Genomic DNA, 13,169 nt, shown 5'->3' with positions numbered 1-13,169 from the left:
ACTTTGCCTCAAGGCCATCCACTGGGGAGAGAGGACGGCTGTCCACCATGCCTTTGGCCAGCGCCTGTAACCGGCAAAGCGACGGTCAGCCAATTCCTCAGCAGCGCTCGCGTGCGCCGAGACACGAAAGGTACCCCTGTGAAACGAAGAATGAGCCTCCTTGCGGCTGTCGTGATAGGACTATCCTTCACGGCCGCCGCCCAGCTAGCCACGCCGGCCCAGGCGGCAGGTCCACGGCCCTTGTTCCAGCTCCCGTTTCCGTGCGGGGAGTCGTGGAAGCTTCAGACCTACAAGGGCCACGACGACTACGACATTGACATGTATGCCAACTCCGGCGGGACCGCCGGCCGCCCCATCGTGGCCTCCTACGGCGGAACGGTCCAGTCCTCAGGGTTTGACAACGGCGGCGGCTGGCACGTCAAAATCAACCACGGCAACGGGTGGCAGACCCTGTACCTCCACATGAACGCGCAGCCGCTGGTCAGCGTGGGCCAGACGGTCGTGATGGGACAGCAGTTGGGCAACGTCGGCAAAACCGGCGCCGCTGGCGACACGTACCACCTGCATTACGAACAGCTTGCCGATGGCAACAAGACCGAGTCCTGGTTCAACGGCGTCCCCTCGGGGATCACCTCCGACGGCAGCGCGGGCACAGGCCCGATCTACGTCGAGGGTCCGATCAGCGGCCCGGTCAACGTCACCAGCAGCAACGGCTGCGCGCCCCCGCCCCCGTCCCAGTCCTCCGGTGCGGTCGTCTGGAACGGCATCCTGTATGAGTTCGCCAGAGGGTCTGACAACAAGCTCCACTACTGGTTCCCCAGTGGTGGCGGGTGGTCGGCCACCCAGACCATCGACTGGCAGATCGCCAGCGACCCCGTCGCCACCGTCCACAACGGAATTCTGCACGTGTTCGCCATCGGCACCGATGGCGCCATCAAGTACTGGTTCGCCAGCGGCACTGGGTGGTCGCCCGCCCAAAGCTTCGGCGGTGGGGCCAGTGGCGCGTTGAGCGCCGTCGTCCACAACGGCACGCTGCACGTGTTCGCCCGAGGGACCGACGGGGGGATCAAGTACTGGTTCCCCAGCGGTGGCGGGTGGTCGGCCGCCCAGACCGTCGGCGGCGCCAGCACCACGGTCGGCGCGTTGAGCGCGATCGTCCACAATGGAACACTGCACGTCTTCGGAATCACCGGCGACAGCACCATCAGGTACTGGTTCCCCAGCGGTGGCGGCTGGTCCCCCGCGCAGACCGTCGGCGGCTTGGCCACCGGCGGGTTGAGCAGCACCGTCCACAACGGCGTGTTGCATGTGTTCGCCCGGAGCAACGACGCGACGGTCAAGTACTGGTTCCCCAGCGGTGGCGGCTGGTCCCCCGCGCAGACCATCGGCGGCAACGTGAGGGGCGGGGTCAGCAGCACGGTCCACAACGGTGTGTTGCACGTATTCGCCCGGGGGACCGACAGCACCATCAAGTACTGGTTCCCCAGCGGTGGCGGCTGGTCGCCCGCGCAGACCTTCGGCAGTGGTGTGTACTAACCCGTCGCGGATCGCCGGTGGTCCCGGCATGCCACGCCGACCCTTGCGAGCCAAGAGATCTCGACGTGCAGGTCAGCCCCACCGCCACAGGTGCGGTGGGGCTGGCCGGGTTGGAACTCCCAGCCTCGTACGCGGTGAGGGCGGCGGCGATCCGCCGCCCCTCCGCCACCGGACCCCTCGGCGACACAGTCGATCGGTGCTGCATGTGCTTGGGCGCCTGCCTTCTTGAGCGGATTCGCTGTCGGCCTGCCCCCGCCAGTGGGCGAGGTTGTGGCGGACGGCCAGCGTGTCGGGGTGGTCCGGGTGAACGTCAGGCGGTCATGGGGCCGTGAGCGCCTCGGTCGGGGAGACGCGGGCGGCTCGCCATGCCGGGTACACGCCGGCGCAGCCGCCGACGATCAGCGTGGCCCCGATGCCGCCGGCGGTGGCCCAGAGCGGCACGACCGTGGGCCATCCCTGGTAGGCGGCGTATCCGCTGGTCACCGCGATGCCGAGCAGGACGCCGCCCAGCCCGCCGAGTGCGGAGAGGAGCAGCGCTTCGGCCAGGAACTGGATGCGGATGTGCCCGCGGGTGGCGCCTAGGGAACGGCGTAGGCCGATTTCTGGGCGTCGTTCGATCACGGCGATCACCATTGTGTTGGCCACGCCGACTCCGCCGACCAGCAGTGCGACGGCGCCGAGCCCGAGCAGCAGCGCGGTGAGCGTGGTGTCGGTGGCCTGCCTGGCGGCGAGGGCGTCGGAGGGCCGGGACACGGTGACCTCGTTGGGATGCTCGGGGTTGGCCGTCGCGGCGAGGATCTTCTGGACCGCGACGACGGCGTCGTCGCGGGTGCGGGTGTACACCGTGGTGGGGTATCCGTCGAACTGCAGGTTGGCGACGGCCGCCGGCCAGCCGACCAGGGCAGCGAAGTTCAGCTCCGGCGCGAGGGCGACGGGTTGCAGCACCCCGATGACGGTGAACCATTGGCCGCCCAGCCACACCCTGGTCTCCGGGGAAGGCGTTGTGACGCCGAGCCGTCCGGCGGCGTTGGCGCCGAGCACCACCGTCGGGTACTGCGCCGTCGCCTCGTTGAGGAAGGTGCCGCTGGCCACCTGTGCGCCGACCGTGCCGAGCAGGTTGGTGTGTGCGGCGACCACGGTGATGTTGCCGGTCTCGATCACAGGCGTGCGGTCGTTGCGGTAGGCGTGGACGTCCGGCAGCGCCGCGGTGGCGGTGGCCGAGGTGACCGGAGGGATCCGGTCGATCATTGTCACGGCGTCGGCTGGCAGGTGCGACTGCGCGCCGTTGAGTGCCTGCCCGGGGGTGACCCGCAACAGGTTGGTTCCGAGCGCCGCGAGCTGCCGGTCGAGGCTTTCGCGGCTGGAGTCGGCGATGCCGACGACGCAGACCATGGCGGCGATGCCGATGGCGATGCCGATGGCGGACAGGAACACCCGTAGTGGCCTGGTGCGCAGGCCGGCGGCGCCGAGCCGGACGAGGTCGCGGGGCAGGAGCACCGACGGGGCGGCGGCGGTGTCGCGCTGCCGCATGGGGGTCGGTGGTCCGGTGACGGGAGGCGCATTCATGCGACGACCTCGCCGTCGCGCAGGACGATGCGGCGGGGCAAGCCGGCCGCGATGTCGTGGTCGTGGGTGATGACGACGACCGTGGTGCCGGCCGTGTGCAGGTGCCGCAGCAGTTGCATGACCTCGGCGCCCGACCCGGAGTCGAGGTTGCCGGTGGGTTCGTCGGCGAGGAGCAGGGCGGGGTCGCCGACGACGGCGCGGGCGATTGCGACCCGCTGCCGTTCGCCGCCTGACAGTTGATGCGGTCGGTGGGTCAGGCGGTGGCCCAGCCCGACCCGGGTCAGCGCGTCGTTGGCGCGCCGCCGCCGCTCGCGCAGCGGGACGCCGGCGTACAGCAGTCCGTCGGCGACGTTGTCCAGGGCCGGCACGCCTGCGGCGAGGTGGAACTGCTGGAAGACGAAGCCGAGGGTACGCCCGCGCAGCGCGGACAGCTGGCGGTCCGACAGCTCCGACAGGTTCTGCCCGGCGATGGTCACGGTGCCGGCGGTCGGCAGGTCCAGGGCCCCGATCAGGTGCAGCATCGTGGACTTGCCGGATCCGGACGGCCCGAGGATGCCGACCATCTCGCCGGATTGGATGCTCAGCGACACGTCCCGCAGCGCCTGCACGCCGCCTGCGTAGGTCTTGGTGACCAGGTCGAGCGTGATCATGACGGAACCCCCACGACGGTGCCCTCGACGATGCCGTTGCCGGTGATCTGCACGCGCCCGTTGGCGAACATGCCGAGCTGGACGGGGACGTAGCGGCTGGTGGAGCCGGTGACGACCTGCACGCCGTACCCGCCCTCGGCGAGCGCGGCGAGCGCGGCGACCGGCACGGTCAGCACGTTCTCCACACGTGCCGAGACGAGCTGCACCCCGACCGGCGACTGTTCGAGAGTGCCGAGCGCGGACTGGTCGGCCAGCGTCACCGTCACCGCGATCGTCGCCGGATCGGCGGGTGTCCGCCCGGCGGTGGCCACCGCGCCGACATGGGTGACGGTGCCGTTGACGGCTCTGCCGTCGGGGAGCGTCACGGTCGCGGCGATGTTCTGGCGTACCAGGCCCTGCAGGGCGACGTCGAGGGCGATGCGCACGGTCCGGGTGGTGCCCGTGTACGTCAGGATCGGGCCGCTGGCCGGGTCGCCGAGCTGGCCGGCGAGCGTGGTGACCCGCAGCTCGGCCGGGGCGCGGATGACATCGGTCGGCTCGAACGTTCCGGTGGACGGCAGGCGGTTGTCCTGCTGCCAGCGCTTCACCACGGCCGCGGTCGCCGCCGTGTAGGTGTCGTCGACGGTCATCCCGGTGTACCCGAGTGCGGCGAGGTTGGTCTCGACCTGCCGAACGTCGTCGCCGTTGTCACCGGTGTGCAGTCGCCGGTACAGCGGCAGCCCACCGTAGAACAGGATCACCGGTCGGTTGTCGGCCTTGTACGCCGCCTGCCCGCGGCTGATCACTGTGCCGGGCTCCGGCAGCCAGGTGATCACACCGGCACCGCGTCCGTTGACCGTGACAGGCCTGCCGTAGTCGAGTGTCCCGCTCACCTGCTGCGTCTGCGTGAGCGTCGCCCTGGTGACCGTCGCGGTCGCCGGTGCCGGTGGGGCGACCCCCGTCGTCGGCGGCGAGCCGTCGCCGAACCCGATCGCGGCGGCGGCCACCGCCGAGGCCGCCACCAGCGGGCCACCGATCATCAGCGTGGCGCGCACGGACCGCCGCACTACTTGGCCCCTTGCGTGGGCAGCTTGTCTTTGCACGCCTCGTGCGCGGCCCGATAGGCGGGGTCTGCCTCCAGCTGCGCCTTGGAGGCGTCCTTCAGCCGGCCGCCGACCGTCATGCTGCCCTGCGGGGTGGGGTCGGAAACGTCGATCTGATGGGCGCGCATGCACACGGCGTACGCGCGCAGCTGCTCCAGCTCCTGGGCGCTGACCTGCTGGGCGTGTTCGCCGGAGTCGGCGGGCGCCAGGTGCACGCACGCCATCGCGGCGGCGTCGAACGCCGGGTTCGCGTCGGCCTGCTGCCGGATCCACGCCCTGGCGTCGACGCCCTGGGCGGGCTCCGGGACGTTCACGCCATGGTCCCGGATGCACTTGGCGTAGGCGGTCAGGCCGCCGGAGCCGGCGCTCTGCGCGGCACTGCCGCTGCTGTTCGCCGTGGGGACGCCGGGATCGGTCGTCGGGCTGCACGCGGCGGCGAGCGCCAGCACGCAGATCAGCACCGGGACCGCAGACATTCGTCTCATGAGAGGTTGGTCTACGCCCGGGCCGATGACATCAGCGCAACAACGCTTGTGGGACTGCTGTCATGTCCGGCCGGGCACAATGGCGCCGTGCGGGTTTTGGTGGCGGAAGACCACGTCGCGCTGGCCGACCGGATCGCCGAAGGGCTGCGCGACGCCGGGCTCGCCGTTGATGTCGTCAACGACGGGTCTACGGCGTTGGCCGAAGCGGCGGTCATCGCCTACGACGTGATCATCCTCGACCGGGATCTCCCGGTGGTGCACGGCGACCAGGTCTGCCGCGACCTGGCCGGCCGCGAGGCGCGGATTTTGATGCTGACCGCGGCCGCGGACGTCGCGGATCGGGTCGACGGCCTCGAGCTCGGCGCGGACGACTACCTCGGCAAGCCGTTCGACTTCCTCGAACTGGTCGCCCGCGTTCGCGCGCTAGGCCGCAGGGGGCCGTCCGGCCCGTCGGTCGTGCGCCGCAGCGACCTCACCGTCGACCGGGCCCGCCACCGCGCCAGCCGCGGCACCCACACGTTGTCGCTGACCCGCAAGGAGTTCGCGATGCTGGAGATGCTCGTGGCCGCGGACGGACGCGTCGTCAGCGCTGAGGAGCTCCTCGAGCACGTCTGGGACGCCAATGCCGACCCGTTCAGCAACGTCGTGTCGGTCACGATGGCCCGCCTGCGACGCAAGCTCGGCGACCCGCCGCTGATCGATACCGTCATCGGCCGCGGGTACCGGATGTGACCACACCACGACTGACAATCCGGGTCCGGCTGACCCTGCTCTACGCCGGGCTCTTCGTCGCCTGCGGCGCGATCATCGTCGTGATCACCTACGCGTTGGTGGCCAGCCTGCCGGTGGGAAGCCCGACCGTCCCGGCGGAGCAGATGAAACAGTTCCGGGCGTACGCAGCGTGCATGCGTGCCCACGGCATCGACATGTCCGATCCCGACCTGGACGGCAGCATGACGGTCGGCGGACGGCTGGAGCACGTCACCAAGGCCGAGATGACGGCCGACCCTGCCTACCTGCGCGCACAGGAGGCCTGCGGGCAGGAGCTGCCCAGCCGGAGCCCCTGCCCCATGGAGTGCAAGGAGGCGGCCCAGGAAGGCGCCAGGTACCAGCGCGAGACGACCCTGGCGCATCTGCTGCGGTACTCCCTGATCACGCTCGCCGCGTCGACCCTGCTGGCCGTGCTCGCCGGTTGGGTCGTCGCGGGACGGGTCCTCCGACCGGTCCACAAGATCACCGCCGCCGCCCTGGCCGCCTCCGAGCACGACCTGTCCGCCCGGGTCGCGCTGCACGGGCCGCGTGACGAACTGCACGTCCTCGCCAACACGTTCGACACCATGCTCAGCCGCCTACAGGCCGCGTTCGAGAGCCAACGGCGGTTCATCGCCAACGCCGGGCACGAGTTGCGCACCCCGCTGACCTTCATGCGGACCACCATCGACGTCGTCCTCGCTAAGCCATCACCGACACCTGGAGAACTGCGGGCATGGCACAGGACGTCCGGACGGTGATCGACGACGCCGAACGGCTGATCAACGCGCTGCTCACGCTGGCCAGCACCGAGCGGGGCCTCACCGTCCGGAACGAGGTCGACCTGGCCACGGTCGCCGAGGACGTCCTGGACGCCACCGAACGCGGCACCCTGCGCCTGCACGCCTCGCTGGAGCCGGGCACGACGCTCGGGGATCCGCTGCTCCTGGAACGGCTGGTCGCGAACCTCGTCGACAACGCCTCGCGGTACAACGTCGCCGGCGGCGAGGTGTGGCTCACGACGTCCACCGTGGACAGGAAGGCCACACTGATCGTCGCCAACACCGGGCCGGTCGTCGCCGACGACGCCGCCTCGCGCCTCTTCCAGCCGTTCGAACGTCTGCACGGTCGCACCGGCAGCGACGGCTTCGGGCTCGGCCTCGCGATCGTCGCGTCGATCACCTCTGCCCACCACGGCACCGTCACCGCTGAGCCCCGACCCGGCGGCGGCCTCACCGTCACGGTGACCATGCCCAAACCTGACTGACGGGCCTGCTGAGCCGGTTGTGGCAGATCAAGGCACAGGCAATCGCGACGAAGCCCGGAAAGTGCTGGTCGAGGTGGTCGTAGCGGCGGACAAGACGGGTTGGGCCTTCGGGCGAGGAGCAAAGGTTTCGTCACCAGTGCTCGTGCCGAAGGCCCCTCCTCATGTCACGACAGGACGCCTACCGACCTCAAAGCGTCGTTTTCAAGCTCTACCGAATAACGCGATAGTCGACGAGCATGGAGCCGCTCGGCGACCTCTCGCCCCGGATCGATTCGAGCTGAATCGATGGCAAGCCGTCGAGGAGTCGTCGTCCGCTTCCGGCGATATTCGGCGCTATCACGAGCCTGAGTTCGTCGACAACGTCGGCGGCGAGCAGCGCCTGCGCGACCGAGATACTTGCGTGGACGCCGATATCGCCTCCGCGCTGCTGCTTGAGATCCCGAACGAATTCGACCAGCCCGCCGTCGAGCACCGTCGTATTGGCCCAATCTCGGTCAAGGGGTGTCGATGTCGCGACATATTTTGTGACCCCGTTGATGAATGTCGCGAACGGCTCGTGCGTGCTGGTCGACCAGTCCTCCGCCCACTCGTCGTAGCTGCGGCGGCCGAGGATGACCGCGTCCTGTGTCGCGATCACAGCTGCCAGGTTTGCGTCCATCCTGTCGTCCCAGCCGGTGACGAATTTACCTGGGTCCTCGGCAACCCCGTCGAGGGACAACAACTCGTACATGACGATCTTTCGCATTTCTTGCGCCTCCGATTGGTCTCGATGCTACTAGTCATTGATCAAGCCGCCGAAACTCATCGCTGCGATGCAGGACGTCGGGTACGAGATCCGAACCTGCGTTTGCTGTGCAAATCACCAGGCTCTGGGTTGAGGACGATCTCGTACCAGCCCTGGCCGGCCTTTCTCATCGACATGCTCCGATCTAAGTCGGCTCCTCGAACGGAGCTCCTACCTGGTCGACGCGCGGACACCGCTGGAATCGACACCGGACGCCGGCCGAACTCGGCCAGGTCGGCCGGGAGCGCGGACGCGGCAGCGATCTCCTTGATGGCATAGACCACACCGATGATCGCGACCAGTGACTGCCCTGCGCTGAGGATGTCGATCCGGCCGGCGGTCGGGTCCTTGTTGCCGCTACCACGGTGGCGCCACCCGTAGCGCTCCCGGATACCCGTAGCGCCGATGACCTGCAGGGCTAACACGTCCGCTAACCCCCGTAGCGCCCGGGCCGGCGGTGCTACGGGTTAGCGGCAACACCGGCCGCGACGGCACGAGTGTGCCAACCTTTTCCGGCCCCAAATCTCGGCCCGTACCGGTCCGTGCCGTTACCGGCTGGCGCATCCACTACCGGCGTGCGCCGGGAACCATCCCGCTAACGGTCCGCGACAGTCCACCGTGGAGGAACATGGCCACAAGCCAGAACCCGAACCCAAGCGCCGTCGCCCGCCTGTAGGCAGCGTTGATGGTCCACGTGACCGCCAACGTCGAGCAGTGGCCGCCGCTGTCCGACGAGCAACGCGACACGTTGGGCGCGTTGCTGCACCGCGCGGTCAAGCGGCCAACCCGGCGACCGGGCGGGCGGGCGGCCTAGCGATGGTCGCGCATGACAACGGGGCGCCCCCACGATCGAGGGTTAGCCCGCTTGCTGAGATGGGCCTCATCACCGTCGCCGCGGGCCAGCCCGAACGAGACGCAGACCTCCGGCAGGTCGTACGACTTAACTTGGTGCTAGCCGGAGGCGTGTTGATGGTGGGCGCTACGTCGGTGGCCGCATCCGCTGGAGGAGCAGCGTGAGCGCCGGGAAGTTCCAGATCGTTTTAGGGTTGAGGATGATCATGGGTGCGCGAGCGTCGCCGCGTGCGAAGATCCGGAGTCTGTTGTTACTGAATTCGAACCGGTCGATGTTCGTCCACGGCACTCGTTGGTCCGGCAACGGGGAGGTAGGCGGGACGATCACATTGGCGGGTGGGGTGGCGTCCCGGTACACGGAAATGTCGTGTGGGCCGACTCTGATGGCGCCGAAGTCGACCTCCTCACCGGCCGCGATTTTCGCCTCGGCTCGGGCCGCCTGTAGCGGCGGCACCTGGTGGTCGAGGGCGGCGGCGATGGGTCCGGTGTCCTTGAACTCGTTGGAGATCGCGAACAGCCGGCCATCCCGGCACCGCAGGGCGTAGAAGTTCCAGGTACCGACGTGGGCGGAGCTGGTCCCGAACGGGCTCTCCTGGTGGATCTGCATCGCACCGTGCGAGAAGCTCTCGACGTCGTCCCAGGCGACCGCCTCCGGCAGGCCGCTAGGCTCGATGATCACCAGACCGCCGGTGAACTGGTGAACCCGGCGGCCCCGCTGGCGGAAGTACCCAGTGAGCCGGCGCACTAGCAGGTAGGTCAACGGCACCCCAGCGACGAGCAGCACAACACCCCACCAGGCGCCCGACGCGGTGAACGCGGCCCCCAACCCGAGTAGCACAGGCCCGGCCGACGGCAGCATCACACTAGAGGCGTCTCCAACGTAGCGGTAGCTGTGAACCAGGTCGCCCAGGCCACGCTCGGCGGCCAGTCGCGCCTCGTCGGGTGGAAGGTCCGACGAGTGTTCCGTTTTTTCCATAGCGCCTCCCCATCGACGGCTATGCGATTCTCGCAGCCCGCAGCAACCTGTCCGCCAACATGATCGCCGATCTCCGCCGCCGCGCTGGAGTGTCCGATCATTGGCCCGACTGAGCCCTTGTCTGAACGCCACCGGGCACCCTCGATCGTGGGGGCGCCCCGTTACGCAGTTGCGGCTGCTGCGGCCAGCAGTAGCTGCCCCGCTTCGCTGGCCGGTCTCCGGCACCGCGCAATCCCTGGTCAGCGACCTGGCTGGGCGCCTGCGGCACTGTGAGAGCTGGGCCACCTCGCCGTGTCCCCGCACCGCGTGCTTGAAGGCCAGTACCTCGTGTTGGTCACCCTGATTGTGGGGTGCACCTCAGGGAGTTCGATGTTGTGGCATCGGTCGGCGTTCCACGCGGCTACCTTGACAACGAGGGCGGCCGCAGCCGCCGCGAACTCGACCCGCGTCCGCGTCTCAGTGGCCGCGGCGTTTGGCCTGACCACGGCGCCAGCGAGGGCGTAACCGAAGAGCCGCCTTACGTTCCCTGATCGCCCTTTGGAGCAGATGATGACATCACGTCCCATCGTCGTTGGTTACGACGCGTCGGAGGGCGCCGAGGCGGCCTTGGGTTGGGCGTTGGACGAGGGTTGGCGTACCGGCGCGCCGGTCCTTCTGGTGTACGTGTTCGAGTGGTTGGGGCCGGTTGGGCCCATCCCCGCGCCCCGGCCGGATGACGGCGCCGAGCGGATTGTCTCGGCCCGGGTCGGGCGAGCCCGCACGTCACACCCGCAGGTGACGGTCGCGGGTACGGTTGCCTCCGGCCCCGCCACCGCGGTGCTGGTGGACCGGTCCGAGCAGGCCCGGCTGATGGTGTTGGGCAGTCGCGGGCACGGCGGCTTCACCGGACTGCTCCTCGGATCGACCAGCATCAACGTCAGCGCGCACGCGCACAGCCCGGTCGTCGTCGTGCGCCAGACCGCCGCCGCCGGTGACACACCGGTCGTGGTCGGCGTGGACGGCTCGGCGTGCTCCCTGCTCGCCGCGGACTTCGCCTTCGCCGAGGCCGCCACGCGCAAGGTCAGCCTGCGCGTCCTGTCGGCCCGGCCGCAGCCCGCACCCAACGGGCAGCCACCCGAGATACAGGGCGCGGTCGCACCGCTGCGGGACAAGTACCCGCAGGTCTCGGCCGCCATCGACATCGTCGACGGCCCTGCCGGCCGGGTGATGGCCGAAGCGAGCCACGATGCCCAACTCGTCGTGGTCGGCACCCGAGGGATGGGCCAACTACGCGGAACGCTGCTCGGCTCGGTCAGCCAACAACTGCTCCACCACGCCCACTGCCCCGTCGCCGTCGTCCGCGAACAGCCCACCTGACCCCACCAGCCGGGTAGCGGCCGCGACTATCTGGACCGGCAACCGTTGCACCCGGCCAGGCGGTTGTCATGCGGACGCGGGGGTCCCCGCCGCGGTTGGGAGGGCGGCGGGGACCCGCTTTTGGGGAGGGTGTGTCAGCTGCTGAGTACCTGGAAGGTGAACTGCTTGGAGCCGGAGCTGCTGGTGCCGCCGCCGACGAGCGTGCCGGTCACGCTGAACCTGACGGTGTAGGTGCCGGCGGCGTCGAAGCCGAAGTGGCGTGCGCGTGGGCGAGCCGGGCGACGTGCCAATGTGTCCGGTAGCCCGTCGCCGCTGTCGAACAGGACGGTGGGTGTACCGCCGGCGGCGGTGTAGATGCTGAAGCCGGCCGGCGCGCTACTCATTCAGGAGTTGCTCGCGCAGGATGTCTGCGTGCCCGCAGTGCTGGGCGAGTTCGCGCAGCATGTGGAGGTACACCCAACGCAGCGGGAGCGGACCGCGCCGGTTGCCGTGCACAATGTCGTCCAGCTCCAAAGGTGCAGCCGCGCGACGTGATGCCTCGCATGCTTCACGGTGCGCTAACTGGACGGCGGCGATGGTGTCCTCGTCATCGAGGTCGAACGACTCGCTTGGAGTCGCGGGGATGCCGATCTCGGTGCGTGACCGGCGCGTGATGCCTTCGTCGAACCAAACCTTCTCTACGAATGTCGCGTGCTTCACCAGCCCCAGCAACGTGGTCCGCGAGGGCACCAGGGATCGACGTACCTGCTCCTCCGTCAGCCCATCCAAGCATCGATTGAGCGCATCACGGTGCTCGTCGAGGAACACCTCAAACTGAACCCGACCAGGCTGATCGATGACATCTTCGGCCGACGTCCTTGGCAGAGAGGGCATCTCCGCAGCATCTCACGAGCCTGGTCGGGAACAACGTACGCTCCATCCGCGTGACCGGACGCCGGCGTGCGGCGCCCGCCGTCACTTCGGTGACGAGCGGATCGCGGCAGATCGCGGAAAGGGCCGGGTCCGCCTACTCGCGCCTGCGCGGTCCTTCGCTGACGAGTTCCTGGACTGCTACCACGGCCGTGCGCACGCTCGGTGGCGATGGACTCGTCTCCTGGGCGCGGACTGGCTCGCGAGTGTGAAGACGCGGGACGGGTGTCTCTGTGCCCGGCGGGCGCGCTACTTGATGCCAATTGCCCGCGCGACCACGACCACGATGATGAGCAGCGACAGGGCGCCTTGCAGCGCCATGCTCAGCTTCGCCAATGCGCTGATCGGCAGCGTGTGGGTCGGGCTGTACGCGGTGGAGTTCGTGAATGACAGGTAGAGGTAGTCGATGAGATTCGGCCTCCACCCAGTGGGTGCGGCACCCTGAACCGCCGTTTGTGGAAAGAGGAAATCTGGGTACGGCCGGCGGCCCTCAGCCCGTGCGGCGGGGCCGCCCCCGTCCATCTGCCAGTACCAGAGCCCGAAGATGCCAATGGCATTTACCCATATGACTCCCCCGGTGAGTATAACGGTCTTCGGGCTATCGGGGTCGCCCGCGATCACCAGCAGCGTGATCAGGCGACCGACTGACCACACCATCGCGAGGCTCGCCATCGCGAAAACGGCCGTAAACAGCGTCCGTACCAGCTGCGCCTTGCGCCTGACCTCGTAGCGGTGCAGCGCAACCAGGATGGCCAACAGCAGTAGTTCGAGGCCCGGCAACAGCCACGGTGGCTCGAAGTTCAGCCTGTCCGGCGTCAGCCATTGCAGGATGATCAGAACGACAATCACGAGGGCGGCCGGCCAGCGGCGATCCCTCGCGTGGATCCAGTGCGATAACCACCGGGCGCGCATCCACCCATTGTCGCAACCAGGAGGACATCGCCGGGCGAAATCCC

General features: G+C 68.9%; 15 protein-coding genes and 1 pseudogene. 6 read left to right on the top strand and 10 right to left on the bottom strand.

What is annotated here, in order from left to right:
* Positions 1-150 precede the first annotated feature (150 nt).
* Positions 151-1,536, top strand: coding sequence for a peptidoglycan DD-metalloendopeptidase family protein (locus Pflav_RS07215; protein ID WP_173034702.1), 1,386 nt, complete (start codon positions 151-153; stop codon positions 1,534-1,536).
* 318 nt (positions 1,537-1,854) lie between these two features.
* On the opposite strand, the gene Pflav_RS07210 is transcribed toward Pflav_RS07215, so the two are convergent.
* From Pflav_RS07210 to Pflav_RS07195, 4 genes are read right to left on the bottom strand one after another with little or no spacing between them, the layout of a single operon-like run.
* Positions 1,855-3,066: an ABC transporter permease gene (locus Pflav_RS07210; RefSeq protein WP_180201310.1), complete on the bottom strand. Its 1,212-nt coding sequence runs from the start codon at positions 3,064-3,066 to the stop codon at positions 1,855-1,857.
* A 32-nt stretch (positions 3,067-3,098) separates the two neighbouring features.
* Positions 3,099-3,752, bottom strand: coding sequence for an ABC transporter ATP-binding protein (locus tag Pflav_RS07205; RefSeq protein ID WP_173034698.1), 654 nt, complete (start codon positions 3,750-3,752; stop codon positions 3,099-3,101).
* Complete coding sequence (locus Pflav_RS07200) at positions 3,749-4,798, bottom strand: peptidoglycan-binding protein (protein ID WP_173034696.1); 1,050 nt, start codon at positions 4,796-4,798, stop codon at positions 3,749-3,751. Before Pflav_RS07200 ends, Pflav_RS07205 begins: the two co-directional genes overlap by 4 nt.
* Entirely contained in the window at positions 4,798-5,310 is a 513-nt protein-coding gene (locus Pflav_RS07195) for a hypothetical protein (protein WP_173034694.1), read from the bottom strand. Before Pflav_RS07195 ends, Pflav_RS07200 begins: the two co-directional genes overlap by 1 nt.
* 96 nt (positions 5,311-5,406) lie before the next feature.
* On the opposite strand from Pflav_RS07195, the gene Pflav_RS07190 reads away from it, so the two are divergent.
* Genes Pflav_RS07190 through Pflav_RS07180 form a run of 3 tightly spaced genes read left to right on the top strand, consistent with a single transcriptional unit; the run spans position 5,407 to position 7,336 of the window.
* A complete protein-coding gene (locus tag Pflav_RS07190; RefSeq protein ID WP_173034692.1) occupies positions 5,407-6,051 on the top strand; it encodes a response regulator transcription factor in 645 nt (214 codons plus the stop codon).
* A complete protein-coding gene (locus tag Pflav_RS07185) occupies positions 6,048-6,830 on the top strand; it encodes a HAMP domain-containing protein (protein WP_173034690.1) in 783 nt (260 codons plus the stop codon). Before Pflav_RS07190 ends, Pflav_RS07185 begins: the two co-directional genes overlap by 4 nt.
* Entirely contained in the window at positions 6,806-7,336 is a 531-nt protein-coding gene (locus tag Pflav_RS07180; RefSeq protein WP_173034688.1) for a sensor histidine kinase, read from the top strand. The genes Pflav_RS07185 and Pflav_RS07180 overlap by 25 nt, the downstream gene beginning before the upstream one ends.
* Positions 7,337-7,544: 208 nt before the next feature.
* Here the strand turns inward: Pflav_RS07180 and Pflav_RS07175 are convergent, their stop codons facing one another.
* Entirely contained in the window at positions 7,545-8,081 is a 537-nt protein-coding gene (locus tag Pflav_RS07175; RefSeq protein ID WP_173034686.1) for a dihydrofolate reductase family protein, read from the bottom strand.
* A gap of 56 nt (positions 8,082-8,137) precedes the next feature.
* Positions 8,138-8,545, bottom strand: coding sequence for a hypothetical protein (locus tag Pflav_RS07170; protein ID WP_173032623.1), 408 nt, complete (start codon positions 8,543-8,545; stop codon positions 8,138-8,140).
* Positions 8,546-8,805: 260 nt separating this feature from the next.
* On the opposite strand from Pflav_RS07170, the gene Pflav_RS47195 reads away from it, so the two are divergent.
* On the top strand, positions 8,806-8,934 hold the full coding sequence (locus Pflav_RS47195; protein ID WP_269474465.1) for a hypothetical protein: 129 nt from the start codon (positions 8,806-8,808) through the stop codon (positions 8,932-8,934).
* Positions 8,935-9,099: 165 nt separating this feature from the next.
* On the opposite strand, the gene Pflav_RS07165 is transcribed toward Pflav_RS47195, so the two are convergent.
* A complete protein-coding gene (locus Pflav_RS07165) occupies positions 9,100-9,948 on the bottom strand; it encodes a DUF6585 family protein (protein WP_173034684.1) in 849 nt (282 codons plus the stop codon).
* A 549-nt stretch (positions 9,949-10,497) separates the two neighbouring features.
* On the opposite strand from Pflav_RS07165, the gene Pflav_RS07160 reads away from it, so the two are divergent.
* Positions 10,498-11,304 carry a universal stress protein gene (locus Pflav_RS07160; protein ID WP_173034682.1) on the top strand — a complete coding sequence of 269 codons (807 nt, stop codon included), beginning with the start codon at positions 10,498-10,500 and terminating at the stop codon, positions 11,302-11,304.
* Between the two features lie 134 nt (positions 11,305-11,438).
* Here Pflav_RS07160 and Pflav_RS07155 read toward each other — a convergent pair.
* From Pflav_RS07155 to Pflav_RS07145, 3 genes and pseudogenes are all read right to left on the bottom strand, one after another.
* Positions 11,439-11,681: pseudogene (locus Pflav_RS07155) on the bottom strand (choice-of-anchor M domain-containing protein); the annotation flags it as partial.
* Entirely contained in the window at positions 11,680-12,177 is a 498-nt protein-coding gene (locus tag Pflav_RS07150; protein WP_173034678.1) for a DinB family protein, read from the bottom strand. The pseudogene Pflav_RS07155 and the gene Pflav_RS07150, both read right to left, overlap by 2 nt.
* Before the next feature lie 285 nt (positions 12,178-12,462).
* Positions 12,463-13,125 (bottom strand): hypothetical protein, encoded by a 663-nt coding sequence (locus Pflav_RS07145; protein ID WP_173034676.1) that lies wholly within the window; start codon positions 13,123-13,125, stop codon positions 12,463-12,465.
* Positions 13,126-13,169: the final 44 nt, after the last annotated feature.

It is taken from the genome of Phytohabitans flavus, from assembly GCF_011764545.1.
GTDB classification, from domain to species: Bacteria; Actinomycetota; Actinomycetes; order Mycobacteriales; family Micromonosporaceae; genus Phytohabitans; species Phytohabitans flavus.
The sequence above is the reverse complement of the archived record's forward strand: the minus strand, read 5'-3'. Positions and strand labels throughout refer to the sequence as shown.

Bases quoted from the DNA above. Each gene is read 5' to 3' on its own strand.
- Pflav_RS07215 (WP_173034702.1), top strand. From the start codon at position 151: ATGAGCCTCCTTGCGGCTGTCGTGATAGGACTATCCTTCACGGCCGCC.
- Pflav_RS07210 (WP_180201310.1), bottom strand. From the start codon at position 3,066: ATGCGGCAGCGCGACACCGCCGCCGCCCCGTCGGTGCTCCTGCCCCGC.
- Pflav_RS07205 (WP_173034698.1), bottom strand. From the start codon at position 3,752: ATGATCACGCTCGACCTGGTCACCAAGACCTACGCAGGCGGCGTGCAG.
- Pflav_RS07195 (WP_173034694.1), bottom strand. From the start codon at position 5,310: ATGTCTGCGGTCCCGGTGCTGATCTGCGTGCTGGCGCTCGCCGCCGCG.
- Pflav_RS07180 (WP_173034688.1), top strand. From the start codon at position 6,806: ATGGCACAGGACGTCCGGACGGTGATCGACGACGCCGAACGGCTGATC.
- Pflav_RS07175 (WP_173034686.1), bottom strand. From the start codon at position 8,081: ATGCGAAAGATCGTCATGTACGAGTTGTTGTCCCTCGACGGGGTTGCC.
- Pflav_RS47195 (WP_269474465.1), top strand. From the start codon at position 8,806: ATGGTCCACGTGACCGCCAACGTCGAGCAGTGGCCGCCGCTGTCCGAC.
- Pflav_RS07165 (WP_173034684.1), bottom strand. From the start codon at position 9,948: ATGGAAAAAACGGAACACTCGTCGGACCTTCCACCCGACGAGGCGCGA.
- Pflav_RS07160 (WP_173034682.1), top strand. From the start codon at position 10,498: ATGACATCACGTCCCATCGTCGTTGGTTACGACGCGTCGGAGGGCGCC.
- Pflav_RS07150 (WP_173034678.1), bottom strand. From the start codon at position 12,177: ATGCCCTCTCTGCCAAGGACGTCGGCCGAAGATGTCATCGATCAGCCT.
- Pflav_RS07145 (WP_173034676.1), bottom strand. From the start codon at position 13,125: ATGCGCGCCCGGTGGTTATCGCACTGGATCCACGCGAGGGATCGCCGC.